Genomic DNA, 24,714 nt, shown 5'->3' with positions numbered 1-24,714 from the left:
GGTCAGATGACGCCGAGCAGCACCATCGCGTCGGCGACCCTCGTGTAGGCCGCGAGGTTGGCGCCCATGACGTAGTTGCCCGGATCGCCGTACTGCTCGGCCGTCTCGACGCACTGCGCGTGGATGGAGGTCATGATCGCCTCGAGCCGTTCCTCGGTGGCCTCGAAGGTCCACGAGTCGCGGCTGGCGTTCTGCTGCATCTCGAGAGCGCTCGTCGCGACGCCGCCGGCGTTCGACGCCTTGCCCGGGGCATAGGGGGTGCCGGCTTCCTGGAGCAGCGCGACCGCCTCCGGGGTGGTGGGCATGTTCGCACCCTCGGCGACGAGTTCGACGCCGTTGGCCAGCAGCGCGCGCACGCCGCTCTCCGGGAGCTCGTTCTGGGTGGCACACGGCAGGGCCACCTGGCAGGGCACGTCCCAGATGGACCCACCGACGACGTGCCGGGCGGAGCCTGCGCGGGCCGTCGCGTAGTCCGACAGCCGGCCGCGCTGGACCTCCTTGACCTCCTTGAGCAGGTCGAGGTCGATGCCGGCCTCGTCGACGACGTAGCCGTCGCTGTCCGAGCAGGCGACGACGGTGCCGCCGAGCTGCGTGACCTTCTCGATCGCGTAGATGGCCACGTTGCCCGAGCCGGAGACGACGACGCGCTTGCCGTCGAAGGACTGACCGGCCGTCGCGAGCATCTCCCGGGCGAAGTACACCGTGCCGTACCCCGTGGCCTCGGTGCGCACCTGGGAGCCGCCCACGGAGATGCCCTTGCCGGTGAGCACTCCCGACTCGTAGCGGTTGGTGATGCGCTTGTACTGCCCGAACAGGTAGCCGATCTCGCGCCCACCGACACCGATGTCGCCCGCAGGCACGTCGGTGTACTCACCGATGTGCCGGTAGAGCTCGGTCATGAACGACTGGCAGAAGCGCATGATCTCGGTGTCGGAGCGCCCCTTGGGGTCGAAGTCCGACCCGCCCTTGCCGCCGCCGATCGGCATGCCGGTCAGGGCGTTCTTGTAGACCTGCTCGAAGCCGAGGAACTTGATGATCGACAGGTTGACGCTCGGGTGGAAGCGCAGCCCGCCCTTGTAGGGGCCCAGGGCCGAGTTGAACTCGACCCGGAAGCCGCGGTTGATCTGCACCCGTCCCTGGTCGTCGAGCCACGGCACGCGGAAGATGATCTGGCGCTCGGGTTCGCACATGCGCGAGAGCACCGACCACTGGGCGTACTCGGGGCGGGTTCCGATCATGGGGGTCAGGCTCGCCATGACCTCGAAGACTGCTTGGTGGAACTCGGTCTCACCCGGATTGCGTGCGAGGACCATCTCGAAGTGCGGCTGGACCCGGGGGTGGAGTTTCGCGGTCATGGGCCCACTCTGGCAAACCTTGACCCTCGACGTCCTGGTGGGTCACCCAGCGGAAGGCCAGCGGTGGCGCCAGCAGGCGGCACCGGCCGCTCGCGGCCGCCCCGAGCGTCGGCGCCCGTCGTTACGGTGTCCGGGTGATCACCGTCGATGAACTGCTCGCCTCCTGCGACACCGCCCTGGAGGCCTACGCCGACACCTGTCGCGCCCTGGGTGACGACCTGCTCAACGCCAGGCTCGACGACGTGCCGGGGAGCAACACGGCATCCGGTCTCGTCGCCCACGTGGTCGGGGTCATGGCCCGGTGGGGCCGCACGGTCAACCGCGGCATCATCGTGCCGCGCGACCGCGACGCCGAGTTCCGGGCCACCCTCACCGTCGACCAGGCGATCACCATGCTCGAGGCCGGCCGAGCCGCACTGCACGAAGACGCCCGGGCCGCCTCACCGCACGAGGCGCCGCGCAACCCACCCTCGGGCGAGCGCCTCACCCGCCACCGCACGCAGGGTGCCGTGCTGCTCCACGTGGTCGAGGAGCTCACCCAGCACCTGGGCCAGCTCGAGGTCACGCGCGACGTGCTGCTCGCCCGTCGGCACTCTGCGGCAGGATGACCGCCGTGAACGACACGCCGACCGACCCCGCCTCGACGACACCCACCGACGGCGTGCCGGACGAGGCCCGGCACGCCTGGGTCACCCTCGCCGAGCAGGTGCGGGCCCACCAGTTCGCGTACCACGTCAAGGACGCGCCGACGATCAGTGACGGCGAGTACGACGCCCTCATCCGCTCGCTGACGGCCCTCGAGGACGAGCACCCCGCGCTGCGCACCCCGGACAGCCCGACCCAGCAGGTGGGCGGGTCGATCTTCTCCACCGACTTCCAGGCGGTCGACCACCTCGAGCGCATGCTCAGCCTCGACAACGCCTTCGACGCCGACGAGCTGCGGGCCTGGGCGGCGCGCGTCGAGCGTGACGCTGGCGGTGCGGCTCACCACTTCCTGTGCGAGCTGAAGATCGACGGGCTCGCGATCAACCTGCTCTACGAAGGGGGTCGGCTCACCCGGGCACTCACCCGCGGCGACGGACGAACCGGTGAGGACGTCACCCTCAACGTGCGCACCATCGCCGGGATCCCCGAGACGCTGAGTGGCGACGACATCCCCGAGCTCGTCGAGATCCGTGGTGAGGTCTACTTCCCCCTCGCCGCCTTCGCCGACCTCAACGCGAGCCTCGTCGCCGCAGGCAAGGCGCCGTTCGCCAACCCGCGCAACACCGCAGCGGGGTCACTGCGGCAGAAGGACCCGCGGGTCACCGCGACCCGCGACCTGCGCATGCTCGTGCACGGCATCGGGGCGCACCGGGGCCTGGAACTGACCCGGCAGAGCGAGGCGTACGACCGGATGCGGGAGTGGGGCCTGCCGGTGTCCGACCAGTTCCGCGTGGTCGACACCGTCGACGAGGTGCTCGCCTTCATCACCCACACGGGCGAGCACCGGCACGACAACGCCCACGACATCGACGGAGTCGTCGTCAAGGTCGACGAGGTCGCGGTCCAGCGCCAGCTCGGGTCGACGTCACGGGCGCCGCGCTGGGCCATCGCCTACAAGTACCCGCCAGAGGAGGTCAACACCACGCTCCTCGACATCCAGGTCAACGTCGGACGCACCGGGCGGGTCACCCCCTACGGGGTCATGGAGGCGGTCGTCGTCGCGGGGTCGACGGTCACCCAGGCGACACTGCACAACGCCGACGAGGTGCGCCGCAAGGGTGTCCTCATCGGCGACACCATCGTGCTGCGCAAAGCGGGTGACGTCATCCCCGAGATCCTCGGGCCGGTCGTCGACCTGCGCGACGGCACCGAGCGTGAGTTCGTCATGCCGACGCACTGCCCCTCGTGCGGCACCGAGCTCGCCCCCGAGAAGGAGGGCGACAAGGACATCCGCTGCCCCAACGCCCGATCCTGCCCGAGCCAGTTGCGTGAACGGCTCTTCGGGTTGGCGTCTCGCGGGGCGTTCGACATCGAGGCCCTGGGCTGGGAGGGGGCGATCGCCCTGCTGGAGTCGGGCGTGCTCGAAGATCCAGACCCCGCAGACCCCGGCCTCGCCGGGCCCAGCGAGGCGCGCCTGTTCTCGCTGACCGTGGACGACATCGCCCGGGTGCCGCTCTACACCCGGGCCGCGAAGAAGACCGACCCGCCGGAAGACGTCGTCGACGGCCGCGTGGTCTCGGCCAACGGACTCAAGCTCGTCGCCAACCTCGAGTCGGCAAAATCCCAGCCGCTGTGGCGGGTGCTCGTCGCGCTGTCGATCCGCCACGTCGGACCGACCGCCGCCCGGGCGCTGGCCTCCCACCTCGGATCGATGGATGCCGTCCGTGGCGCCTCGCTCGAGGAGCTCGCCGCCGTCGAGGGCGTCGGCCCGGTCATCGCCGAGTCGGTGCGTGACTGGTTCGACAAGCCCGGCAACGAGTGGCACGTCGCGATCGTCGACCGCTGGGCCGCCGACGGGGTGCGGATGGTGGATGAGCGGGACGAGTCGGTGGAGCAGACGCTGGCCGGGCTCACGATCGTGGTCACCGGCTCGCTCGAGGGGTTCTCGCGGGACGAGACCAAGGAGGCCATCCTCAGCCGCGGTGGCAAGGCGTCGGGGTCGGTGTCGAAGAAGACCGACTACGTCGTCGTCGGCGAGAACGCGGGCTCCAAGGAGGACAAGGCCCGCGAGCTCGGGCTGACCATCCTCGACGAGGCCGGGTTCCGCCGCCTGCTCGACACCGGCACCCCCGACGCGGCGTCCTGACACCTCCGGCAGGCACTGACAGCGAGGACGACCCGGCTGGCCTGGATCGGCGCGGCCAGCCGGGTCGTGTCTTCGGGCGGGTCACCCGGGGCGCCGTGCAGGCGAACCCGGGTGACCTGCGGTGTTCCCTCAGGGAGCGCGGCGCGGGTCCACGGCCCGCGTGGTGATCGACGGTGCGCCGGTCTGCGTCTGGGCGCCGTGCGCGGTGTGCACGGCTCGCACCTCGAGCGGGCGGTCGGACACGATGTCGAGCACCCCGAGCAGCAGGCCCTGGCCGTGGTCGACGGCCTCGTGCAGCGCGCAGCAGTCGTCCATCGTCGCGTGGTTCGCGGGCAGTTCGAGCTTGGCGAACGGCTTCGCCGGCTGGACGTCGGGCTCGCGCCCGATGGTCTTGCCGTCGACCACGAGCGGGGCGAACCGCTTCTCGAGGACGGCGGTGCACGTCGACGGGTTGCTGATGAGCACGGCCGTCGCGTACCGGCCGGGCACGACCGCGCAGGGCCCGTCGTCGTCCTTGGCGTGGCCACCGCCGGAGCCCTCCCCGTGGTCCTCGTGGTCGTCGTGCCCGCGAAGGGGCGGCCGCTCACCGCAGACCACCTCGACGACGTAGTGGTAGCGGCACTTCGGCACCACGACCCGAACGGGCTTGCTCGCGACCACGACGTCGTCGGCGACGACGTCGATGGTGCCGGTGAACTCCTGGTCGCGCTCGGCGCACGCCTTGGTGCCGACCCACACGACCTCGAAGGTCAACGTGTGCGTCTCGTCGCCGGCGAGCGGACCGTAGCCGGCCGCAGGGGTGATCGACTCGACGAACTGGGCCGTGTCACCCGTCGCCACGAGGTGCACGTTGCCGGTCGACTGCACCGCGTCGGCGATGAGGTCGCTGAGCGTCGAGACGATGCTGCCCGGGTCGACGCCGGTGCGGTGCTCACCGCCGGTGGCGGCCGTGATCCGGGTGGCCTGCCCGGCTGCCCCGTTGGCCGCGCAGGTCGGGTAGTCGAAGGATCCGAGGTTCGGATCGCCGTCGAGGGCGTCGGTGACCCCGGTGGTGGTGCTCACCGCGACGACGGTGATGTTCGCGCCGCTGAGGGCCGCGGTCGCCGTTGCCTCGGTGATCGCCGCGGGCAGGCCGGTGAGGTCGGTGCAGATGGGGTCGTGGCCGGGGGCGTCACCGAACCACACGATGATCCGCTTGCTGTCGGTGCGCCACCCGATGCTCGCGTTCGTCGCGAGCTCCTGCAGGGCGTAGAGCTGGCCCTCTGGCGTGTCGCCACCCTCGTCGGCGTTCCACGTCGAGATCGCGGCGGATGCCGCGGCCGCGCTGGTCGTCGGGGCGAGCTGGTGCTGGAAGGCGTAGGAGTTGGGGGCCGGCACCGTGAAGTCGCGGTAGTTGCCGACGCCCCAGGCGATGTCGAAGGCGGCCAGGGCCGGGTCGCCCAGGATGGCGCCGGCACCGGCCTTCACCGCGTCGATGACGGGCAGCATGCTGCCCGTGGTGTCCGCGAGGAGGTAGACGTCGGCCTTGGGTGCCGTCCCCGTGGGTGGGATGGTGACGGTGATCTTCTCGCTGCGCCGGTCGCACTGGTCGAGGCGCCAGTCGTTGCGCCGCGGGTTGATCGTGACCGGCCGACGGCGCGGCGGGAAGGGGACCAGCACGGGCGGGTCGAAGTGCGGGATGAACGGGTCGTGACCCACGGATGCCGCGAAGTCGGCTCGCGGGGTCAGGGTGCCGTCGGCGCGCGCGACGACGGCGACGACGGCATTGGGGTTCTTGGCCGACACGGCATGGAACGCGACGACGCGCTCCCCACCGGGCAACTCGGCCTCGGTCTTGACGGTGGTCTGTGGCGCCGCCCCGAGCACCTCGGTGAGGTGTGCGAGCACCGCGGCCGGCAGGCGCGCGGAGGTGCGGTCGTTGTCAGGCATGGCGTTCTCCTTGGAGCGTCGCGGGCCGATCCCCAGTCCGTCTGGCCGCTCACCATGAAGGAGTCACACTCCGCGGTCCTGATACCCGCCTGCTCGAAGGGGTCAGGCCCGGCTGCGCAGGGGGCGCGGAGCGTTCAGGTTGAGCACGACCGCCACGACCCGGGTGACGAAGACGAACGCGACCGCCGCCCACGCGGTGAGCGTGGTCAGGGCGCCCGCCTCGTGCAGCACGACGACCAGAGCCGCCCCGGCCAGCGCCGGCACGGCATACAGCTCTCGCCGCAGCACCTCGGGCACCTGCCCGGTGAGCACGTCCCGCAGCAGGCCGCCGCCGATCCCGGTGATGCCCCCGATGAGCGTGGCTGCCAGCGCGCCCGCCTGGGCGTCCAGCGCCACGAGGGCGCCGCTGACGGCGAACACCGCCAGCCCCGCGGCATCCAGCAGCCGCACGGTGAACGAGACCCTGCCCAGCCGCGCGTCCGGGTGTCGCTGCGCGACCTCCTGCCACGTCCCGTGGAGGAGGAAGACGGCCAGCCCCGCGACCACCGCGGCCGCGAGCAGGCGCCAGTCGCTGACCGCCACCGGCGGGGTGATGCCCAGGAAGACGTCGCGGATGATCCCTCCACCCAACCCGGCGATCCAGCCCAGCACGAGCACCCCGAAGACGTCCAGGCCCCGGCGCACGCCGACGATGGCGCCGGTGAGCGCGAAGACGAACACGCCGACGAGGTCGAGCACGAGCTGTGTCGAGGCGGTGTCCGTGAGCACCGGCCCAGTCTCGCAGCCCGGCAGCGGGCCCATAGACTGGCCCGCATGGCCGACCTCACCCGTGACGACGTGGCGCACCTCGCCGGACTCGCCCGCATCGACCTCTCCGACGCCGAGCTCGACCGCATGGTCGGCGAGCTCGGGGTCATCCTCGAGGCGGTGGCGACCGTGCAGCAGGCACCGATCGCCGACGTCGAGCCGATGAGCCACCCCATGCCGATCGTCAACGTGACCCGCCCCGACGTGGTGCGCCCCTCGCTCAGCCCGCAGGACGCGCTGTCCGGGGCGCCCGAGTCCGAGCAGCAGCGCTTCGCCGTGCCGCGCATCCTCGACGTCGAGTGACGCGCACGCCCACCCCGTGCACCACCTGACCGCCACGCTTCATCGGATGCCGGCCACACGGCATCCGCTCGCCGTTCACCACCGCGCCCCGCACCCCAGAGGAACCACGACGTGACCACCGACCTGACCCGGTCCACTGCTGCCGACCTCGCCGACCTCCTCGCGCAGGGGAGCGTGTCGGCGCGCGAGGTGACCCAGGCGCACCTGGACCGCACCGCGGCCGTCGACGGCGCCGTGCACTCCTACCTGCACGTCGACGCGGACGGTGCCCTCGCCCAGGCCGACGAGGTCGACCGCCGTCGCGCCGCGGGGGAGTCGCTGCACGCGATGGCCGGTGTGCCGATCGCCGTCAAGGACGTCATGACGACCCGCGGCCTGCCGACGACGTGTGGCTCCAAGATCCTCCAGGGCTGGGTGCCGCCGTACGACGCGACCCTCGTGACGCGCCTGCGCGAGGCCGGCATGCCCATCCTCGGCAAGACGAACATGGACGAGTTCGCCATGGGCTCCTCGACCGAACACAGCGCCTACGGCCCGAGCCACAACCCGTGGGACCTCTCGCGCATCCCCGGCGGTTCTGGCGGTGGGTCGAGCTCGGTCGTCGCCTCGTTCCAGGCACCGCTGGCGATCGGCACCGACACCGGTGGCTCGATCCGCCAGCCCGCAGCCGTCACCGGCACCGTCGGGACCAAGCCGACCTACGGCGGGGTCTCGCGCTACGGGCTCGTGGCGCTCGCGTCCTCGCTCGACCAGGCCGGCCCGTGCACCCGCACGGTGCTCGACGCCGCCCTGCTCCACGAGGTCATCGGTGGGCACGACCCCCTCGACTCGACGTCGATCGACGCCCCGGTGCCGCCCGTCGTCGAGGCCGCCCGTCGCGCCGACGTCGCCGGCATGAAGATCGGCATCATCCGCGAACTGACCGGCGACGGGTTCCAGGCGGGGGTGCAGGCGCGTTTCGACGAGGCCGTGCAGCACCTCGTCGACGCCGGGGCAGAGGTCGTCGAGGTGTCCTGCCCGAGCTTCAGCTACGCCCTGGCCGCGTACTACCTCATCCTCCCGAGCGAGGCCTCGAGCAACCTCGCGAAGTTCGACGCCATGCGTTACGGGCTGCGCGTCGCCCCTGACGGCATCGACGCACCGAGCGCCGAGCAGGTCATGGCCGCCACCCGCGACGCCGGATTCGGCGACGAGGTCAAGCGGCGCATCATCCTGGGCACGTACGCCCTGTCCAGCGGCTACTACGACGCCTACTACGGGTCGGCCCAGAAGGTGCGTCGCCTCATCGCCGACGACTTCGCAGCGGCCTTCGAGACCGCCGACGTCCTGGTCTCACCGACGGCGCCGACGACGGCCTTCCGGCTCGGTGACAAGCTCGACGACCCGATGGCGATGTACCTCAACGACATCGCGACCATCCCCGCCAACCTCGCCGGCATCCCCGGCATGTCGGTGCCGAGCGGGCTCGCGACCGAGGACGGGTTGCCGGCCGGCTTCCAGATCCTCGCCCCCGCGATGCAGGACCAGCGCTTGTACTCCGTGGGCGCGGCTCTCGAGGCCAAGCTCACCGCCGCATGGGGTGGACCGCTGCTCGACCGGGCGCCCGCCCTCGAGGCCATGACCGCCGGCACGATGAAGGAGGCCTGAGCCATGACCCAGACCCACGCCGAGGCGACCCTTCCCTTCGACGACGCTATTGACGCGTTCGACCCCGTCATGGGCCTCGAGGTGCACGTCGAGCTCAACACCGCGACGAAGATGTTCTGCGGCTGCCCGACCGAGTTCGGCGCCGAGCCCAACACCCAGACCTGCCCGGTGTGCCTGGGCCTGCCCGGTGCCCTGCCGGTCGTCAACGCGGTGGCCGTGGAGTCGGCGATCCGCATCGGGCTCGTGCTCAACTGCGAGATCGCGCAGTGGTGCCGGTTCGCCCGGAAGAACTACTTCTACCCGGACATGCCCAAGAACTTCCAGACCTCGCAGTACGACGAGCCGATCGCCTTCGAGGGCTACCTCGACGTCGAGCTCGACGACGGCACGGTCTACCGGGTCGAGATCGAGCGGGCCCACATGGAGGAGGACACCGGCAAGTCGCTGCACGTCGGCGGCTCGACGGGTCGCATCCACGGCGCGACGCACAGCCTCGTCGACTACAACCGCGCCGGCATCCCGCTCATCGAGATCGTCACCAAGCCCCTGACCGGGGCTGGGGAGCGGGCCCCCGAGATCGCCCGCGCCTACGTGGCCACCCTGCGCGACCTGCTCAAGGCCCTCGACGTCTCGGACGTGCGGATGGAGCAGGGCTCGATGCGCTGCGACGTGAACCTCTCGCTCATGCCCAAGGGCACCGAGGTGTTCGGCACCCGCTCGGAGACCAAGAACGTCAACTCGCTGCGCTCGGTCGAGCGGGCGGTGCGCTACGAGGTGGGGCGGCACGCCGCGGTGCTCAGCTCGGGCGGCACCATCGTGCAGGAGACGCGGCACTGGCACGAGGACACCGGGGTCACGACCTCGGGCCGCGCGAAGTCCGACGCCGACGACTACCGCTACTTCCCCGAGCCCGACCTCGTGCCGGTGGCGCCCTCTCGTGAGCTGGTCGAGTCGCTTCGGGCGACGTTGCCCGAGCCGCCGGCAGCCCGGCGCAAGCGACTTCAGGGTGAGTGGGGCTTTGCCGACCTCGAGATGCGCGACGTCGTCAACGCCGGGCTGGTCGACCTCGTGGAGGAGACCGTCGCCGCAGGTGCGTCCCCGGCGGGTGCGCGCAAGTGGTGGTCCGGTGAGGTGGCTCGGCGCGCCAACGCCGAGGGTGTCGACGTGCCGACGTACGCCGCTGGGCTGGGGGTCGGCGCGGCATCCGTCGTCGAGCTCGAGGGCCTCGTGACGTCTGGTCGACTCAACGACTCGATGGCTCGTCAGGTCTGGGAGGGCGTGCTGGCCGGCGAGGGTACCCCGACGCAGGTCGCCGACGCCCGTGGGCTGGAACTGGTGCAGGACACCGGTGCCCTCGAGGCGGCCGTGGACGCCGTCATCGCGGCCAACCCCGACGTGGCCGACAAGATCCGTGACGGCAAGGTCGCGGCCGCGGGTGCGCTCATCGGTCAGGTCATGAAGGCGATGAAGGGCCAGGCGGATGCCGGTGCGGCACGGGCGATCATCATGGAGCGCCTCGGCCAGTCCTGACCCCCACTCGCGCACGTCGTGCACTGCAGCCACCCGGATCCGGGTGGCTGCAGTGCAATGAGTGCGCGGGCCTGCTGCCGCGTGCGGCCCGGCGTACCTGGAGTGACCAATAGGTCGATCTCGGTACGCGGCCCGGCGTACCTGGAGTGATCCATTGGTCGATGTCGGGACCGTTCCGGGGTGCGGGACCCGCTGTGAGGTGGCCGGACGGCATCCACTAGACTTGAACCACTCCAGTTCGGCTGGCGGCAATGGTGACGCCCCCTGGTAGGTAACCACCCCCCTCACAAGGAGAAGTGACGTCATGTCCCTCGTCAACACGACCATCAAGCCCTTCGAGGCCACCGCCTTCGTCAACGGCTCGTTCGTTCCGGTGTCCTCGGCGGACATCGAGGGGAAGTGGGCGATCTTCTTCTTCTACCCGGCCGACTTCACCTTCGTCTGCCCGACCGAGCTCGGCGATCTCGCCGACCACTACGAGGAGCTCAAGGCGCTCGGTGTCGAGGTCTACTCGGTGTCGACCGACACGCACTTCACCCACAAGGCCTGGCACGAGGCGTCCGACACCATCCGCAAGGTCACGTACCCGATGGTCGGCGACCCGACCCAGCGCATCTCCAAGAACTTCAAGATCCTGCGCAAGGCCGAGGGTCTGGCCGACCGCGGCACCTTCCTGGTCGACCCCGACGGTGTCATCCAGTTCCACGAGGTGACCGCCGAGGGCATCGGCCGCAACGCCGCCGAGCTCGTGCGCAAGGTCAAGGCCGCCCAGTACGTCCGCAACCACCCGGGTGAGGTCTGCCCCGCGAAGTGGGAAGAGGGCGAGGACACCCTGGCGCCGTCGCTCGACCTCGTCGGGAAGATCTGATCCACGTGCTCGATCCGGCTCTCGCCACACAGCTGTCGGCCTACCTGACCAAGGTGGTCGACCCCGTCGAACTCGTCAGCAGCCTCGACGAGTCGGCCACCTCGGGTCAGGTCGCCGACCTCCTCGACCAGATCGCGAGCCTGTCCGCCGGTCGGATCACCCACGTGCGCGGTGGGGATGCCGTACGCCGCCCCTCGTTCCGGGTCGTGCGCGTCGGCACCGCCGTCGAGGTGGAGTTCGCCGGGATGCCGCTCGGGCACGAGTTCACCTCGCTGGTGCTCGCGCTGCTCCAGGTGGGCGGCCACCCCTCCACCGCTGCCACGGAACTCCTGGATGCCGTTCGCGGCCTCACGGGGGAGCACCGGTTCGAGACGTACTTCAGTCAGTCGTGCCAGAACTGCCCGGACGTCGTGCAGGCGCTCAACCTGATGAGCATCCTCAACCCCGGCATCAGGCACGTCGCCATCGACGGCGCGGTCTTCCCGGGTGAGGTCGAGGAGCGCGGCGTGCTCGCGGTGCCCATGGTCTTTCGCAACGGCGAGCTCTTCGGCCAGGGGCGGATGACCCTCGAGGAGATCGTGGCGCGTCTGGATGAGGGCGCCGCAGCTCGCGACGCCCAGCGGCTCGATGAGCTGGAGCCGTTCGAGGTGCTCGTCGTCGGTGGTGGGCCCGCGGGGTCGACCGCGGCGATCTACACCGCACGCAAGGGCATCCGCACCGGGCTGCTCGCCGAGCGGTTCGGTGGGCAGCTGCTCGACACGATGGCGATCGAGAACTACCCGTCGGTGGAGCACACGGAAGGTCCGCGGATGGCCGCCGACCTCGAGCGTCAGGTCCGTGGACTCGGCGTCGAGGTCATGACCGGGCAGGTCGCCGTGCGGCTCGTCCCGGCATCGCGGGAGCCGCAGGGGTCGGGGCTGCACGAGGTGCACCTGGCCTCGGGTGCGGTGCTGCGGGCCCGCGCGGTCGTGGCGGCGAGCGGGGCCCGGTGGCGCACCCTCGACATCCCCGGTGAGGACGAGTACCGCAACCGCGGTGTCACGTTCTGCCCGCACTGCGACGGGCCGCTGTTCGCCGGGAAACGGGTCGCCGTCATCGGCGGAGGCAACTCGGGGGTGGAGGCGGCCATCGACCTCGCGGGTGTGGTCGCCCACGTCACCCTCGTGGAGTTCGCCGACGAGCTGAAGGCCGACGACGTCCTCCAGCGCAAGGTGCACTCGCTGGGCAACGTCGACGTCCTGGTCGGCACTGCCACGACCGAGGTCGTCGGTGACGGCTCGAAGGTCGTCGGTCTTCGGCACGCCCCGCGTGCTGGCGGAGCGTCGAGCGTGCTCGACGTCGACGGGGTCTTCGTCCAGATCGGCCTGCTGCCGACGACCGAGTGGCTCGACGGGGTCGTCGACCTGACACCCCACGGTGAGGTGGTCGTCGACGCACGGGGAGCGACCGGCATCCCCGGGGTCTTCGCCGCTGGTGACTGCACGACCGCGCCGTGGAAGCAGATCGTCGCTGCCGCCGGCTCGGGTGCTGGCGCCGCGCTGTCGGCGTTCGACCACCTCATCCGCACCACGTCGCCGGCGGCGAGCCAGTCGTCCGCCTGACGGGCGACGTCCTGCGCCCGACGGGGCACTTCCCCTGACAAACCCCCGCTGCGCCGGACAAGCGTTGTCCAGTGGAGCGGGGGTTTATCGGGTTACCCGATAAAGCCCGGGGGGGGCTGGGTCAGCGGCGGCCGCCACCCAGCATCCCGCCGAGGATGTCACCGATGATGCTCCCGGGGTCGATGCCACCGGGGGCGGCAGCGCCGCCACCGGCAGGGGCCGTCGAGGCTCCGCCCGTCGCGCCGCCGAGGACGTCACGCAGCATGTCGTCGAGGGACCCCGGGCCACCGGCCGCGCCACCGGTGGAGCCCGGCAGGCTGGGGGAGGTGTCGGCCCGCTGCGGAGCAGCGCCACCACCGCCGAGGCCCCCACCACCGGCACCGCCGCCGAGCACCTGCTTGGCCAGCCAGGACAGCACCATCGGCGCGAGGATCGGCAGCAGCTTCTTGACGAGCGCCCCGCCCATGCCCGAGCCACCCATCGCCGGCACCTCGCCGAGCTTGTTGACGACGTCCTCCTCCCGGTCGCCGAAGATGTGGTGGGTGATGGCCTGACCGTCGCTCTCGTTGATGGCGGAGAGGTCGGCACCGCCGCTCAGCAGGTCGTCCTGGTGCTGGCCGAGGGCCTCGAGGATGGAGCCGGCGCCGGAGGGGTCGCTGGCGTTGGCCTGGAGGCCACCCAGCAGGGCCGGCAGCACGGCGGCCGCTGCGGCGCGAACCTCGTCGGGGGAGGCGCCGACCTGCTGGGAGATGGCGTCGGCCGGCAGGGCGCCGAGGATGTCGTCGAGTGCGGACATGGTGATCCCTTCTGCGGCGGCGGAACGGCTCCGCCCGTTGCGCCCCAACCTAACCTGAGGTCGCGACGGTCGGGAGGGCATTGAGCGACAGGGTGCCCCTCATGGGTGCATGATCTGAGGCATGACCCGTGCAGCGCAGGACCGAACCCTCGTCCTCCTTCGCCACGCGAAGGCCGAGCAGCAGAACTGGGACAACGACCACGAACGCGAACTCACCGCGCGCGGTCGTCGCGACGCCGCGGCCGCGGGTCGCTGGCTCATCGAGCACGGCATCGGGATCGACGAGGTGCTGTGCTCGACCTCCGAGCGCACCCAGCAGACGACCGAGGCGGTGTGGTCCAGCGGCTGCCCCGAGGGTGAGGTGCACCTCGACCGGCGCATCTACCTCGCGTCACCGGAGCGGCTTCTCGAGGTGATCCACGAGGCCGACGAGGACGCCGACGTGCTCATGGTCGTCGGCCACGCACCGGGCATCCCATCCCTGGCCGAGCTCCTCTGCGACGGTGAGGGCAGCGTCGAGGGCCACCGCAAGATGGCCGAGGGCTTCCCCACCTGCGCCGTTGCCGTCCTGCACTACGCGGGTCCGTGGGCCGGGCTGCAGTTCGGCGATGCCACCCTCGAGCGGTTCCACGTCTGCCGGGATGACGCCTGACCCTGACTCTTCGCGCTGATCGAGAGGTGTGCCGTGAACATGTGGCGAACCCGGCGTCGGCTGCCACCGAGCCTTCACCAGGGAAGCCCGAGGTTCACGGGGGAAGGCATCCCTTGCGAACCTCGGGCTTCCCTCATGGGGAGGGAAAGTCGGGGAGGGTGACCGACTCGGCGACCCACTCCCAGAAGCGTTCCCGTTGCAGGGCCGTCGGGTGCGTGCGGCGCATGATGCTCGTCGGCCGGGGTTGACGGTCGTGCCACAGCTGGCCGGATGCCGGTGCCGGGTCGGCCGCGACGACCCACGTCGTCGTGTCGGCACCTTCACCCGCCGTGCGCAGCGACGGGCCCAGCAGTGCGTTGAACCGGGGGAGTGAGGTCTGCACGCCGGGAGTCGCCGCCCACCCCGGGTGCGTCGCGCTGACGCTGACTCCCGCGGGGAGCCAGCGTCGTGCCAGTATGGGGAGCAGCTCGATCTGGCCGCGCTTGCTGCGCGCGTAGGCCGTGGTGCCGGAGTACTCGCCACGCAGGAACTCGGGGTCGTCCACGGGCAGGGGCTGGCTGTACATGCCGCCGGAGGTCACGAACACCACCCGGCCCGCATCGGCCCCGAGCAGGGGCAGCAGCAGCTCGGTCATGAGCACCGGCCCGAGCACGTGCAGGGCCATCGTCAGCTCGTGGCCCTGTGGGGACTCAGTGCGGGTGGCGGGCAGCGCCCCGGCGTTGTGCACGAGCGCTCGCAACGGCAACCCGGCAGCGAGGAAGGCCGAGCAGAAGGTGCGCACCGAGTCGAGGTCGGCGACGTCGCACACCCAGACCCGGGCCGCGCCGGCCCTGCCGACCGCCGACTCGATCTCGGCGGCCACCCGACCACCGCGGCCGGCATCCCGGACGACGAGGTGAACGGTGGCACCCAGTGCTGCGAGGTCATGGGCGGTGCATTCGCCCAGGCCGGACGATGCGCCGGTCACGGCCACGTGGTGTCCGGTGAGGATGCCGGGGGTCGGGTCGGCGGGCCAGGTCGGCAACCGTCTCCGCACGGCGTACCCGAGCCGGGTGAAGCCCGGGGCGATGGTGCGGTCGAGCGTGCTGTCCAGGGCGCGGGCTGCTGCCGTCGTCAGCCCTGTCACATCAGCGCCTTCATCGCGGTGACCGCGCCCCGCAGGTACCGCTCCACGACCACGCGCTCGTCGTCGGTCAGGGAGGCGTCGATCTCGGCGAGCCCTCGGAACATCGGGGCGAGCCGGGTGAGGACCTCGACGCGACCCGAGTCGGTGATGACGACCTCGGTGCGTCGGCCGTCGTCCGGGTGGGGTCGGCGCTGGGCGTGGCCGCGCCCGACGAGGCGATCGACGATCCCCGAGGATGCCGCGGAGGTCACCCCGAGTTCACGTGCCAGCTCGACCGGACCCATGGGGGTGGCCATCAGGTGGCGCAGCGAGTGCAGTTCGGAGACCGACAGGCCTGCCTGGCGGGCCACCTCGTGCGGCACCTGTCCGGCGACGTCGACGAGTTCTTGGAGGGCCTCGAGGGAGGACGAGCGCTGGTAACCCGGCACCACCGACGTGACGTCGGGAGCAACGTTAGACAAAGTTGCGTCAAGACCGTCCAGTTCCTTAATCTCACTCACCTACTTAGCAACATGGTGATTCACCTTCTGAATCGGCACGGTACCAAGGGAGAGCGGACACATGGGCAACCTTGCACACGCCATCACGCGCAAGTGGGTGGCCGGCATCCTCGCGCTGGTGGCCATCCTCGGCGCAGGCGCGATCATCGGCGTGATCGGGCAGGCCGAGGGCCCGCCCACCGCGGTCGCGGCCCTGCCGGACGGCACCGACAGCAAGGCCGCTGCCGAGCTTCGGGCCGAGCTGCCCGAGGCAGAGGGGTCCGCGGCCGTCGTCCTCTACAGCAGCGAGGCAGCCCTGACCCCTGAGCAGCTGGGCGTCGTTCAGGAACGGGCCCGCACCCTGCCGGGCGCGACCGGCGCTCCGCCCGCCGTGGCTGAGGACGGCACTGCCGCAACGGTGTTCATCCCCGTCAACACCAGCGATGCGGTCGAGACCGCCGAGGTCGTCGGCGACCTGCGGGAGGCCGCCAAGGCTGGCCTCCCCGACGGCCTGACGGCCCAGGTCACCGGCCCCGCAGCCATCCAGGCCGACCTCGCGGCGGTCTTCGACGGCGCGAACTTCCGCCTGCTCGCCGCGACGGCATCCGTCGTCGCCCTCCTGCTCGTCATCACCTACCGCAGCCCGGTCCTGTGGCTCGTGCCGCTCACCGTCGTCGGCGTCGCGGACCAGCTCGCCGCGGTGGCCGCGACCCACACGTTGGCGGCCTTCGACGTCCTGTGGGACGAGTCGACGATCGGCATCCTCTCCGTGCTCGTGTTCGGTGCTGGCACCGACTACGCCCTGTTGCTCATCAGCCGGTACCGCGACCAGCTGCGGGTCACCGAGGACCGTCGCGAGGCGATGGCGATCGCCCTGCGCCGCACCACGGAGGCGATCATCGCCAGCTCCAGCACGGTCGTCATCGGTCTGCTCACCCTGCTCCTCTCGCTCTTCCCCGCGACCCGAGGGCTGGGCCTGGCCTGTGCCGTCGGTGTCGTCGTCGCGGCCTTCTTCGTGCTCGTCGTGCTCCCCGCGGCCCTGGTCGTGTTCGGTCGCTGGATCTTCTGGCCCAAGGTCCCGAAGGTCGGCCAGGCCGGTCTCGCCGACGGCAACTCGCTGTGGCGCCGCATCGGTGAGGCCGTCGCCAAGCGGCCCGCCGGCTTCGTCACCGTCACGCTGCTCGCGCTGGCCGTCATGGCCGGTGGCATCACCCAGATCAAGACCGGCCTCGACGGCCCCGACCAGTTCCTCCAGAAGCCCGAGGCCATCGCCGCGGCGGAGCGCCTCGGGGAGTCCTTCCCCGCCGGCGCTGCCGACCCGACCATCGTGGTGACCCGCGGCGACGGGGAGGCCGTGGCAGCCACGGCGAACGCCGTCGACGGCATCACCGACGCCCGCGTCGTCGCCTCCGGCAACGGGGTCACCGAGGTCGACGCGATCATCGACGCGGCCCCCGGCTCCGACGAGGCCGAGGCCACCGTGACCGCCCTGCGTGAGGCCCTGGCCGCTCAGGCGGACACCCACGTCGGCGGCACCGAGGCCGAGGCCATGGACGCCTCGACGTCCGCGGCCCGCGACCGTCAGGTGATCTTCCCGATCATCCTCGCGCTCGTGCTGGTCTCGCTCGCGGCCCTGCTGCGCTCAGTGGTGGCGCCGGTCATCCTCGTCGCCACGGTGGTCGCGACCTACCTGGCCAGCCTGGGCCTGTCGTGGGTGCTGTTCACCCAGGTGCTGGGCTTCGAGCGACTCGACGACGGTGTGCCGCTGCTCGCGTTCGTCTTCCTTGTCGCACTGGGCGTGGACTACAACATCTTCCTCATCACCCGCGCCGCCGAGGAGGCCAAGGACCACGGCTCCCGCAGCGGCATGCTGCGCGCCCTCGCCGCGACCGGTGGCGTCATCACCAGCGCCGGCATCCTGTTGGCTGCGGTGTTCGCGGTCCTCGGTGTGCTGCCGCTGGTCGTGCTCGCCCAGCTCGGCGTCATCATCTGCATCGGCGTGCTGCTCGACACCCTCGTCGTGCGCACCGTGCTCGTGCCGGCGATCGCGCTCATCCTCGGTGACCGGTTCTGGTGGCCGCGGCGGGTGGACCAGCGGGCCTCGGCTGAGGATGCCGCGGGCTCGGCGGAGCGCGCGGCAGGCCCGGTCCCCGTGGGCGGCGCGTGATCAGGCTGGCCCTCGGAGCGGGGCGCGGTGGCTCGTGGTGTTCGCGGCCTCGGTCGCGTTTGCGCTCGGCTGGGCCCGGTCGTTCTACCTCGACCACGCCGTGCTGCGGGCGGCCGTCCTGCTCATCGCCGCAGCCACACTGACCTGGGCACTCGTGGCCGTCACGGCCGGGCTCGTCGCGTGGGCGGCGTGGGTGCTGGTGCCGTATGCCGTGTGGCTCACGGTCGCCTCGAGCCTCGCGGTGGGGTACTGGCGCCTGAACGATTCTCGGTGACGGTGCATCCGCAGGACGGGTCGGCAGCGAACCACTGTCGAGACAGCCATGGCCCCGTCCCGACCCGAGAGGAGCGCAGCGTGACCCAGCTCACGATGGATCCGCCGCGTCTTCCGCCGCGGGAAGCCCGTGCGCCTGGTCGGTGTGACCGGCCCATCCCGATTATCGTGGGTTCCGTGCGAGCAGATGAGCAGGTCGAGGCGGTCGTCGTGGATGACATCGCCGAGCGGCTTTGCGCTGGATCCCGGGAGGCGCTGGAGGAGGCCTACGCTCGCTGGGCCTCGCTCGTCCACACGCTGGCCGTGCGCTCCCTCGGCAACCACCATGACGCGGAAGACGTCACCCAGCAGGTGTTCGTGTCCGCGTGGAACAGTCGGCACACGCTGCGGCCCGACAAGGGCACCGTGCCGGGGTGGCTCGTGGGCATCACCCGGCACAAGGTCGCCGACGTCCACGCCAAGCGGGCACGACTGGCTCGCGACGCCCAGGCCGTCGCCGAGAACACGCTGCCCGACGAGAGCGCCCCACCGCCGGACGACCTGCTCGCGACCCGGCTCGTGCTGCACGACGAGCTCGACCGTCTCGGGGAGCCCCGGGGCACGATCGTGCGCATGGCCTTTCTCGAGGACCGCACCCACGACGAGATCGCCGAGCGTCTCGCGATGCCCCTTGGAACTGTCAAGAGCCACGTCCGCCGCGGACTGCTGCACCTGAGGACCCGCCTGGAGGAGGTGGACCGTGATCCATCCTGATGACGACATGCTGGCCGCACTGGCCCTCGGCGAGTCGATTCCGAACGACGTCGCCGCACACGTTGGTGCCTGTGCCACGTGCTCACGCGAGGTGGCGGCTCTGCGCTCCACCCTGAGCGTCCTGCGCGAGCCCGTCCCCGCGCTCACCGCGCCCCCCGCCAGCGTGTGGGATGCCGTGCTCACCGAGATCGGTGCACCTCCCGCGTCACTCGACGCACCTTCCGCATCACTCGACGCACCTCCCGCATCGCTCGGGGCACCGGCCGACGAGCTCTCGGTGCGCCGCGAGCGCAAGGAGCGCCGCGGCATCCCCCTCGTCTGGGTGGCCGGGGCCGCCGCCGCTGGAATCCTCCTGGGCGTGGCGGGTGGTCGCCTGCTCGGGGCCGAGGACCCGGCGCCCGCGCCGATCACGGTGGCGAGCGCGGAACTCGGCACGTTGGACACCGGTCAGGTCAAGGGCAGCGCCGACGTCGTTCGCCTCGACGGCCAGCTCGACCTCGCCGTGCGCACCGACCCCATCGACGCCGGTGACGGCTACCTCGAGGTCTGGCTGATCAACAAGGACCTCGAGCGCATGGTGTCGATCGGCGTGCTGCGCCCGGACGCCCCGGAGCAGACGTTCGCCATCGACCAGGCCCTCATCGACCAGGGCTACGTCATCGTCGACATCTCCCGTGAGGGCTTCGACGCAGCCCCGCAGCACTCCGGTGACAGCGTCGTGCGCGGAACCCTCGCGACCTGACCCGGGCGCGCTCCCTAGGATGGGCGCATGACCTCGACCCCGGACATCAAGCCCCGCAGCCGCGACGTCACCGACGGCCTGGAGAAGGCCGCAGCGCGCGGCATGCTGCGCGCGGTGGGCCTCGGCGACGACGACTTCGCCAAGCCGCAGATCGGGGTCGCGAGCTCGTGGAACGAGATCACCCCGTGCAACCTCTCGCTCGACCGCCTGGCCAAGGCCGTCAAGGAGGGGGTGCACGCAGCCGGCGGCTACCCGCTCGAGTTCGGCACCATCTCCGTGAGCGACGGCATCTCGATGGGTCACGAGGGCATGCACTTCTCCCTCGTCAGCCGCGAGATCATCGCCGACTCGGTCGAGACGGTCATGATGGCCGAGCGCCTCGACGGTTCGGTGCTGCTCGCCGGGTGTGACAAGTCGCTGCCCGGCATGCTCATGGCGGCCGCTCGCCTCGACCTGTCCTCGGTCTTCCTCTACGCCGGCTCGATCCTGCCCGGCATCGCGAAGATGTCCGACGGCTCCGAGCGCACCGTCACGATCATCGACGCGTTCGAGGCCGTCGGCGCCTGCGCCCGGGGTCTGATGAGCCGGGAGGACGTCGACGCCATCGAACGCGCCATCTGCCCGGGCGAAGGCGCCTGCGGTGGCATGTACACCGCGAACACGATGGCCTCGGTGGCCGAGGCGATCGGCATGTCCCTGCCCGGCTCGGCCGCCCCGCCGGCCACCGACCGCCGCCGCGACGGGTTCGCCCGCAAGTCCGGCGAGGCCGTCGTCGAGCTGCTGCGCCGCGGCATCACTGCCCGCGACATCATGACCAAGGAGGCGTTCGAGAACGCCATCGCCGTCGTCATGGCCTTCGGTGGCTCGACCAACGCCGTGCTCCACCTGCTCGCGATCGCCCACGAGGCCGACGTCGACCTCTCGCTCGCCGACTTCGCGCGGATCGGCGCCAAGGTGCCACACCTCGCCGACGTCAAGCCGTTCGGGTCCTACGTCATGACCGACGTCGACCGGGTCGGTGGCGTGCCGGTCGTCATGCGCGCCCTGCTCGACGCGGGTCTGCTGCACGGCGACTGCCTCACCGTCACCGGCAGGACGATGGCCGAGAACCTCGCCCACATCAACCCGCCGGACGTCGACGGCAAGGTGCTGCGCGCGATGTCCGAGCCCATCCACGGCACCGGCGGCATCACCGTCCTCACCGGCTCGCTGGCCCCCGAGGGGGCCGTCGTGAAGTCGGCCGGCTTCGACTCCAACGTCTTCGAGGGCACCGCGCGCGTCTTCGACGGGGAGCGGGCCGCGATGGATGCCGTCGAGGACGGCACCATGACCGCCGGCGACGTCGTCGTCATCCGCTACGAAGGCCCCAAGGGCGGCCCGGGCATGCGCGAGATGCTCGCCGTCACCGGTGCGATCAAGGGTGCCGGTCTGGGCAAGGACGTCCTGCTCCTCACCGACGGCCGGTTCTCCGGCGGCACCACCGGCCTGTGCGTCGGCCACGTCGCTCCCGAGGCCGTCGACGAGGGTCCGATCGCGTACGTGCGTGACGGCGACGGCATCCGACTCGACGTCGCCAACGGTCGCCTCGACCTGCTCGTCGACGACGACGAGCTCGAGCGTCGGCGCGCCGAGGGCGTGACGCACCCCGAGGCCAAGTACACCCGCGGAGTGCTCGCGAAGTACCGGCGCCTGGTCGGCAGCGCCAGCCAGGGCGCCGTGTGTGACTGATCCGCCGGGGGGCGGGCCGGCGCTCGAACTGGCCGGTCTGGTCAAGGAGTTCCGGGGGCGCCTGCGTCGACCACGGACTCTCCCTGGCGGTGCCGCGCGGCTCGCTCTACGGCCTCGTCGGGCCCAACGGTGCCGGCAAGACGACGACCCTGTCGATGGCGACCGGCCTGCTGCGCCCCGACGGGGGCACCGCGCACGTCCTCGGCCACGACGTGTGGCGCGACCCGGCATCCGCGAAGGAGGTCATGGGTGTCGCGCCCGACGGCATGCGGCTGTTCGAGCAGCTGTCCGGGCGCGAGCTGCTGACCTACGTCGGAGCGTTGCGCCGGATGCCGCGCGACGTCACCTCCGCCCGTGCCGACGAGCTGCTGGCCGTGCTCGACCTCGCCGACGACGCGAGCACCGTGGTCGCCGACTACTCCGCCGGCATGGTCAAGAAGATCAGCCTGGCGGCGGCGCTCATCCACGCGCCGCGCCTGCTCGTGCTCGACGAGCCGTTCGAGGCCGTCGACCCCGTGTCCGGGCAGACGATCCGCACCATCCTGCGCCGCTACGTCGCCGGCGGCGGCACGGTCGTCATGTCCAGCCACGTCATGGAGCTCGTCGAGGGGCTGTGCGACCGGGTCGCCGTGATCGCCGGCGGGCGGGTGCTGGCCGAGGACACCGTCACGGGCCTGACCCGGGGCGGGTCGCTGCACGACCGCTTCCTCGAGCTGGTCGGGGCTTCCGATGTTGGCGGCGACGGGCTGGCGTGGCTGGGCTGAGGCGGATGCCGTGACGTGGCTCATCGTGCGGCTGCGCCTCTCGATGTGGCGCACGGCCATGAGCCGCAGCACCCTCCAGCTCACGTCGTCGATCGTCGGCGGCCTCGCCGCGCTCGCCGTCGTCGGCACGCTCGGGCCGGGCCTCGTTCTGCTCGTGGCCCAGCCGCTGCGGATCACGGCTCTCGTCGTGCCCCTGTTCACGGTCGCCACCGTGATGTGGGCGGTGCTCAGCCTCATCGCGACGGGTGTGGACTCCTTGCTGGATCCCGCCCGCTTCGCCGTGCTCCCGTTGCGGGCAGCCGAGCTCGCGCGCGGTCTGCTCGCTGCCGCGCTCACCGGCATCCCCGCCCTGATGCTGAGCCTGCTGGCCCTGGCGCAGGTGGGCAGCTGGGCGTCGGGCGCCGCCACTGCCGGCGCGGCGCTCGTCGCGGCGGTGCTGGGGGTGCTGACGGCGGTGCTGCTGTCACGGGCGGTGACGAGTGCGCTGGCCGGTGTCATGACGAGCCGCATCGGGCGGATCCTCGGCGCCGTCGTCGTCGCGCTCGTGACCCTGGTGCCGCTGGGCCTGAACCTGCTGCTGACCACCGGCACGCTCGGGTCGGACCTGCGCTCGTTCGACGCGACGCGCTCGGCCCGCATCGCCTCGTGGACGCCCTTCGGCTGGGCCTGGGGGCTGCCGTTCGACGTCGCCACCGGGCGGTGGGGCACCGCCCTGGTGCACCTGGTGCTCGCCCTGGGGTTCCTCGCCCTGCTCTGGTGGGTGTGGGTGCGGCAGGTACGGCGCACGCTGACCTCCCCGCTGACGAGTTCGGGCGGGCAGCGCATCGGGGCTGGGCGCTTCCTGCCAGCCCTGCTCGGCACGTCGCCGGTGGCTACCATCGCGGCGCGCCGCATCCGCGCCTGGTACCGGGACAGCCGGCTGGTGTCGATCGCCCTGCGCACGGCCGTGCTCCCGGTGTTCTTCGTCGCGCAGGCGATCATCATGGACACGCCGGGCCTCGCCGGTGCCGGGGTGGTGTCGCTCGCGGTGTTCGCCGGGTTGACGCTCATGAACGACCTCGCCTTCGACGGGCCCGCGTGGTGGCTGCACGTCGCCGTCGGCGTGCCGGGCTGGCAGGACCGGCTGGGTCGGGTGCTCGCGACCACCGTGGTCTTCGGGCCGGTCGTGCTCCTCACGTATGCCGTGAGCCTGGCCCTAGGGATGGTGCGGTCGCCGCTGCCGTGGCTCACCGTCACCCTCGTCGCCTTCTTCGCCAGCCTCGGGTTGGCCGTTCTCGTCGGGGCGTACCTGCCGGGGACGGCACCGCGCACCGGGGGCAACCCGTTCGCGGCGACCTCCGGGGGAGCGGCCCAGGGGTGCCTGACGGCCATCGTGTCGTTCGTCGGCCCCGTGCTACTCACTGCGCCCGTCGCCGTCCTGGCCTGGGCCACAGCGGGGACGACTGGCCGGTGGGTGGCGCTCGTCGTCGGCACCGTCCACGGGCTGGGGTTGCTCGCCGTCGGGGTCGTCGTCGGGGGAGCACGCCTTGACGCTCGGGCCCCCGAGCTGCTCGGCCAGCTCGAGTCGGCCCAGATCTGAGCGCGTGCTGTCCGCGGGGTGGCTCAACCCTTGTCGGGCACTGCCACCGGGGCGAGGATGAGCCCGCCCGGGCGGATACCCCGCCCGGGATCCCCATGAGGAGGTCCGCATGAGCCGTTGGCACCCCCAGGCGTGGTCGATCACCACCGAGGCGCCTCGTCCAGACGCCGAGCTCGTCGCCGAGCTCGCCCGCTTTCCCACGACCCAGATCGCCGACGGTGGCGGACCCATCGCGGTGGTCGGTCCCGGCATCGGGCCGATGGTGGCGGCGACCGAGATCTGTGGGCCTGCGGTCACCCTGTGGACGGCACCGGGCGACATCCTCTACATCCTGAAGTCACCTGACCTCGTGCAGCCGGGCGACGTCCTCGTCATCGACGGCGCAGGTCGGCTGGATGCCGCGGTCATCGGGGACGTCATCGGTGGACGGCTGCTGGCCAATGGCTGTGCGGGCATCGTCGCCGACGCCGCCGTTCGTGACCTCGAAGGGCTCGAGGCGCTGGGCCTGCCCGTCCATGCCCGTGGGGCACACCCGGCCACCGGCTCGAACGTCGGTCCCGGGGCCCTCAACGTGCCGATCCAGTGCGGCGGCGTCGCCGTGCACCCCGGGGACGTCGTGCGGGCCGACCGCAGCGGCGTCGTCGTGGTGCGCGCCGGCGCACTGGCCGAGGTCGTCGAGCGCGCCCGCGCCGTCGGGGCCCACGAGGACGAGTGGCAGGCGGCGTTCGCGGACGGCGCCGGCCTGGACGCCGTGTTCGGCATCGACGCCCTCATCGCCGAGAAGGCCGCAGCGGCCGGGGCCACAGGAGGGCCAGAGGCGTGAG

At 71.6% G+C, this 24,714-nt stretch carries 22 protein-coding genes; 16 read left to right on the top strand and 6 right to left on the bottom strand.

Features of this window, described 5'->3' with window-relative positions:
• Positions 1-2: 2 nt before the first annotated feature.
• Positions 3-1,355, bottom strand: coding sequence for an NADP-specific glutamate dehydrogenase (gene gdhA / locus C8E84_RS05980; RefSeq protein ID WP_159900333.1), 1,353 nt, complete (start codon positions 1,353-1,355; stop codon positions 3-5).
• A 134-nt stretch (positions 1,356-1,489) separates the two neighbouring features.
• Here gdhA and C8E84_RS05975 point away from each other — a divergent pair, with 134 nt between their 5' ends.
• Complete coding sequence (locus C8E84_RS05975) at positions 1,490-1,963, top strand: mycothiol transferase (RefSeq protein WP_159900331.1); 474 nt, start codon at positions 1,490-1,492, stop codon at positions 1,961-1,963.
• The gene (ligA, locus tag C8E84_RS05970; protein WP_159900329.1) at positions 1,960-4,146 is read left to right on the top strand and encodes an NAD-dependent DNA ligase LigA; all 2,187 of its coding nucleotides are present in this window, start codon (positions 1,960-1,962) and stop codon (positions 4,144-4,146) included. The genes C8E84_RS05975 and ligA overlap by 4 nt, the downstream gene beginning before the upstream one ends.
• Before the next feature lie 129 nt (positions 4,147-4,275).
• On the opposite strand, the gene C8E84_RS05965 is transcribed toward ligA, so the two are convergent.
• Together C8E84_RS05965 and C8E84_RS05960 are read right to left on the bottom strand one after the other, a co-directional pair.
• Complete coding sequence (locus C8E84_RS05965) at positions 4,276-6,075, bottom strand: hypothetical protein (protein ID WP_159900327.1); 1,800 nt, start codon at positions 6,073-6,075, stop codon at positions 4,276-4,278.
• A gap of 102 nt (positions 6,076-6,177) precedes the next feature.
• A complete protein-coding gene (locus C8E84_RS05960) occupies positions 6,178-6,843 on the bottom strand; it encodes a trimeric intracellular cation channel family protein (protein ID WP_246196814.1) in 666 nt (221 codons plus the stop codon).
• A gap of 45 nt (positions 6,844-6,888) precedes the next feature.
• On the opposite strand from C8E84_RS05960, the gene gatC reads away from it, so the two are divergent.
• From gatC to ahpF, 5 genes are all read left to right on the top strand, one after another.
• Complete coding sequence (gene gatC, locus C8E84_RS05955) at positions 6,889-7,185, top strand: Asp-tRNA(Asn)/Glu-tRNA(Gln) amidotransferase subunit GatC (protein ID WP_159900323.1); 297 nt, start codon at positions 6,889-6,891, stop codon at positions 7,183-7,185.
• Positions 7,186-7,296: 111 nt separating this feature from the next.
• Positions 7,297-8,832, top strand: a complete 1,536-nt coding sequence (gatA, locus tag C8E84_RS05950; RefSeq protein ID WP_159900321.1) for an Asp-tRNA(Asn)/Glu-tRNA(Gln) amidotransferase subunit GatA — start codon at positions 7,297-7,299, stop codon at positions 8,830-8,832.
• A 3-nt stretch (positions 8,833-8,835) separates the two neighbouring features.
• A complete protein-coding gene (gene gatB, locus C8E84_RS05945) occupies positions 8,836-10,362 on the top strand; it encodes an Asp-tRNA(Asn)/Glu-tRNA(Gln) amidotransferase subunit GatB (protein ID WP_159900319.1) in 1,527 nt (508 codons plus the stop codon).
• Between the two features lie 304 nt (positions 10,363-10,666).
• A complete protein-coding gene (ahpC, locus tag C8E84_RS05940) occupies positions 10,667-11,230 on the top strand; it encodes an alkyl hydroperoxide reductase subunit C (protein ID WP_159900317.1) in 564 nt (187 codons plus the stop codon).
• A 5-nt stretch (positions 11,231-11,235) separates the two neighbouring features.
• Positions 11,236-12,831, top strand: a complete 1,596-nt coding sequence (ahpF, locus tag C8E84_RS05935; RefSeq protein ID WP_159900315.1) for an alkyl hydroperoxide reductase subunit F — start codon at positions 11,236-11,238, stop codon at positions 12,829-12,831.
• Between the two features lie 121 nt (positions 12,832-12,952).
• Here ahpF and C8E84_RS05930 read toward each other — a convergent pair whose 3' ends face one another.
• Positions 12,953-13,627: a DUF937 domain-containing protein gene (locus C8E84_RS05930; protein ID WP_159900313.1), complete on the bottom strand. Its 675-nt coding sequence runs from the start codon at positions 13,625-13,627 to the stop codon at positions 12,953-12,955.
• A gap of 121 nt (positions 13,628-13,748) precedes the next feature.
• On the opposite strand from C8E84_RS05930, the gene C8E84_RS05925 reads away from it, so the two are divergent.
• Positions 13,749-14,279 carry a SixA phosphatase family protein gene (locus tag C8E84_RS05925; protein ID WP_159900311.1) on the top strand — a complete coding sequence of 177 codons (531 nt, stop codon included), beginning with the start codon at positions 13,749-13,751 and terminating at the stop codon, positions 14,277-14,279.
• A 133-nt stretch (positions 14,280-14,412) separates the two neighbouring features.
• Here the strand turns inward: C8E84_RS05925 and C8E84_RS05920 are convergent, their stop codons facing one another.
• Together C8E84_RS05920 and C8E84_RS05915 are read right to left on the bottom strand one after the other, a co-directional pair.
• Positions 14,413-15,405, bottom strand: coding sequence for an SDR family NAD(P)-dependent oxidoreductase (locus C8E84_RS05920; protein ID WP_246196813.1), 993 nt, complete (start codon positions 15,403-15,405; stop codon positions 14,413-14,415).
• Positions 15,402-15,905: a MarR family winged helix-turn-helix transcriptional regulator gene (locus C8E84_RS05915; protein WP_246196812.1), complete on the bottom strand. Its 504-nt coding sequence runs from the start codon at positions 15,903-15,905 to the stop codon at positions 15,402-15,404. Before C8E84_RS05915 ends, C8E84_RS05920 begins: the two co-directional genes overlap by 4 nt.
• Before the next feature lie 61 nt (positions 15,906-15,966).
• Here C8E84_RS05915 and C8E84_RS05910 point away from each other — a divergent pair, with 61 nt between their 5' ends.
• The 8 genes from C8E84_RS05910 (at position 15,967) to C8E84_RS05875 (ending at position 24,713) form a co-directional block, all read left to right on the top strand.
• The gene (locus tag C8E84_RS05910) at positions 15,967-18,051 is read left to right on the top strand and encodes an MMPL family transporter (RefSeq protein ID WP_159900309.1); all 2,085 of its coding nucleotides are present in this window, start codon (positions 15,967-15,969) and stop codon (positions 18,049-18,051) included.
• Positions 17,996-18,325, top strand: a complete 330-nt coding sequence (locus tag C8E84_RS05905) for a tryptophan-rich sensory protein (RefSeq protein ID WP_281348917.1) — start codon at positions 17,996-17,998, stop codon at positions 18,323-18,325. Before C8E84_RS05910 ends, C8E84_RS05905 begins: the two co-directional genes overlap by 56 nt.
• A 176-nt stretch (positions 18,326-18,501) precedes the next feature.
• Positions 18,502-19,077: an RNA polymerase sigma factor gene (locus tag C8E84_RS05900; RefSeq protein WP_246196811.1), complete on the top strand. Its 576-nt coding sequence runs from the start codon at positions 18,502-18,504 to the stop codon at positions 19,075-19,077.
• Positions 19,064-19,819 (top strand): anti-sigma factor domain-containing protein, encoded by a 756-nt coding sequence (locus tag C8E84_RS05895; RefSeq protein WP_159900305.1) that lies wholly within the window; start codon positions 19,064-19,066, stop codon positions 19,817-19,819. Before C8E84_RS05900 ends, C8E84_RS05895 begins: the two co-directional genes overlap by 14 nt.
• A gap of 27 nt (positions 19,820-19,846) precedes the next feature.
• A complete protein-coding gene (ilvD, locus tag C8E84_RS05890) occupies positions 19,847-21,547 on the top strand; it encodes a dihydroxy-acid dehydratase (protein ID WP_159900303.1) in 1,701 nt (566 codons plus the stop codon).
• 89 nt (positions 21,548-21,636) lie between these two features.
• Entirely contained in the window at positions 21,637-22,311 is a 675-nt protein-coding gene (locus tag C8E84_RS05885; RefSeq protein ID WP_343041454.1) for an ABC transporter ATP-binding protein, read from the top strand.
• Positions 22,312-22,321: 10 nt separating this feature from the next.
• Complete coding sequence (locus tag C8E84_RS05880; protein ID WP_159900301.1) at positions 22,322-23,890, top strand: hypothetical protein; 1,569 nt, start codon at positions 22,322-22,324, stop codon at positions 23,888-23,890.
• Between the two features lie 109 nt (positions 23,891-23,999).
• Entirely contained in the window at positions 24,000-24,713 is a 714-nt protein-coding gene (locus tag C8E84_RS05875; RefSeq protein ID WP_159900299.1) for an RraA family protein, read from the top strand.
• Position 24,714 lies beyond the last annotated feature (1 nt).

It is taken from the genome of Ornithinibacter aureus (assembly GCF_009858245.1).
Classification (GTDB): Bacteria; Actinomycetota; Actinomycetes; order Actinomycetales; family Dermatophilaceae; genus Fodinibacter; species Fodinibacter aureus.
This window is presented reverse-complemented; position numbering and strand designations above follow the sequence as displayed.

What these genes read in the sequence shown, in the direction of transcription:
- ligA (WP_159900329.1), top strand. Translation starts at nt 1,960, where the DNA reads ATGACCGCCGTGAACGACACGCCGACCGACCCCGCCTCGACGACACCC.
- gdhA (WP_159900333.1), bottom strand. Translation starts at nt 1,355, where the DNA reads ATGACCGCGAAACTCCACCCCCGGGTCCAGCCGCACTTCGAGATGGTC.
- C8E84_RS05965 (WP_159900327.1), bottom strand. Translation starts at nt 6,075, where the DNA reads ATGCCTGACAACGACCGCACCTCCGCGCGCCTGCCGGCCGCGGTGCTC.
- C8E84_RS05930 (WP_159900313.1), bottom strand. Translation starts at nt 13,627, where the DNA reads ATGTCCGCACTCGACGACATCCTCGGCGCCCTGCCGGCCGACGCCATC.
- gatC (WP_159900323.1), top strand. Translation starts at nt 6,889, where the DNA reads ATGGCCGACCTCACCCGTGACGACGTGGCGCACCTCGCCGGACTCGCC.
- C8E84_RS05910 (WP_159900309.1), top strand. Translation starts at nt 15,967, where the DNA reads ATGGGCAACCTTGCACACGCCATCACGCGCAAGTGGGTGGCCGGCATC.
- gatB (WP_159900319.1), top strand. Translation starts at nt 8,836, where the DNA reads ATGACCCAGACCCACGCCGAGGCGACCCTTCCCTTCGACGACGCTATT.
- C8E84_RS05875 (WP_159900299.1), top strand. Translation starts at nt 24,000, where the DNA reads ATGAGCCGTTGGCACCCCCAGGCGTGGTCGATCACCACCGAGGCGCCT.
- C8E84_RS05925 (WP_159900311.1), top strand. Translation starts at nt 13,749, where the DNA reads ATGACCCGTGCAGCGCAGGACCGAACCCTCGTCCTCCTTCGCCACGCG.
- ahpC (WP_159900317.1), top strand. Translation starts at nt 10,667, where the DNA reads ATGTCCCTCGTCAACACGACCATCAAGCCCTTCGAGGCCACCGCCTTC.
- C8E84_RS05905 (WP_281348917.1), top strand. Translation starts at nt 17,996, where the DNA reads ATGCCGCGGGCTCGGCGGAGCGCGCGGCAGGCCCGGTCCCCGTGGGCG.
- ilvD (WP_159900303.1), top strand. Translation starts at nt 19,847, where the DNA reads ATGACCTCGACCCCGGACATCAAGCCCCGCAGCCGCGACGTCACCGAC.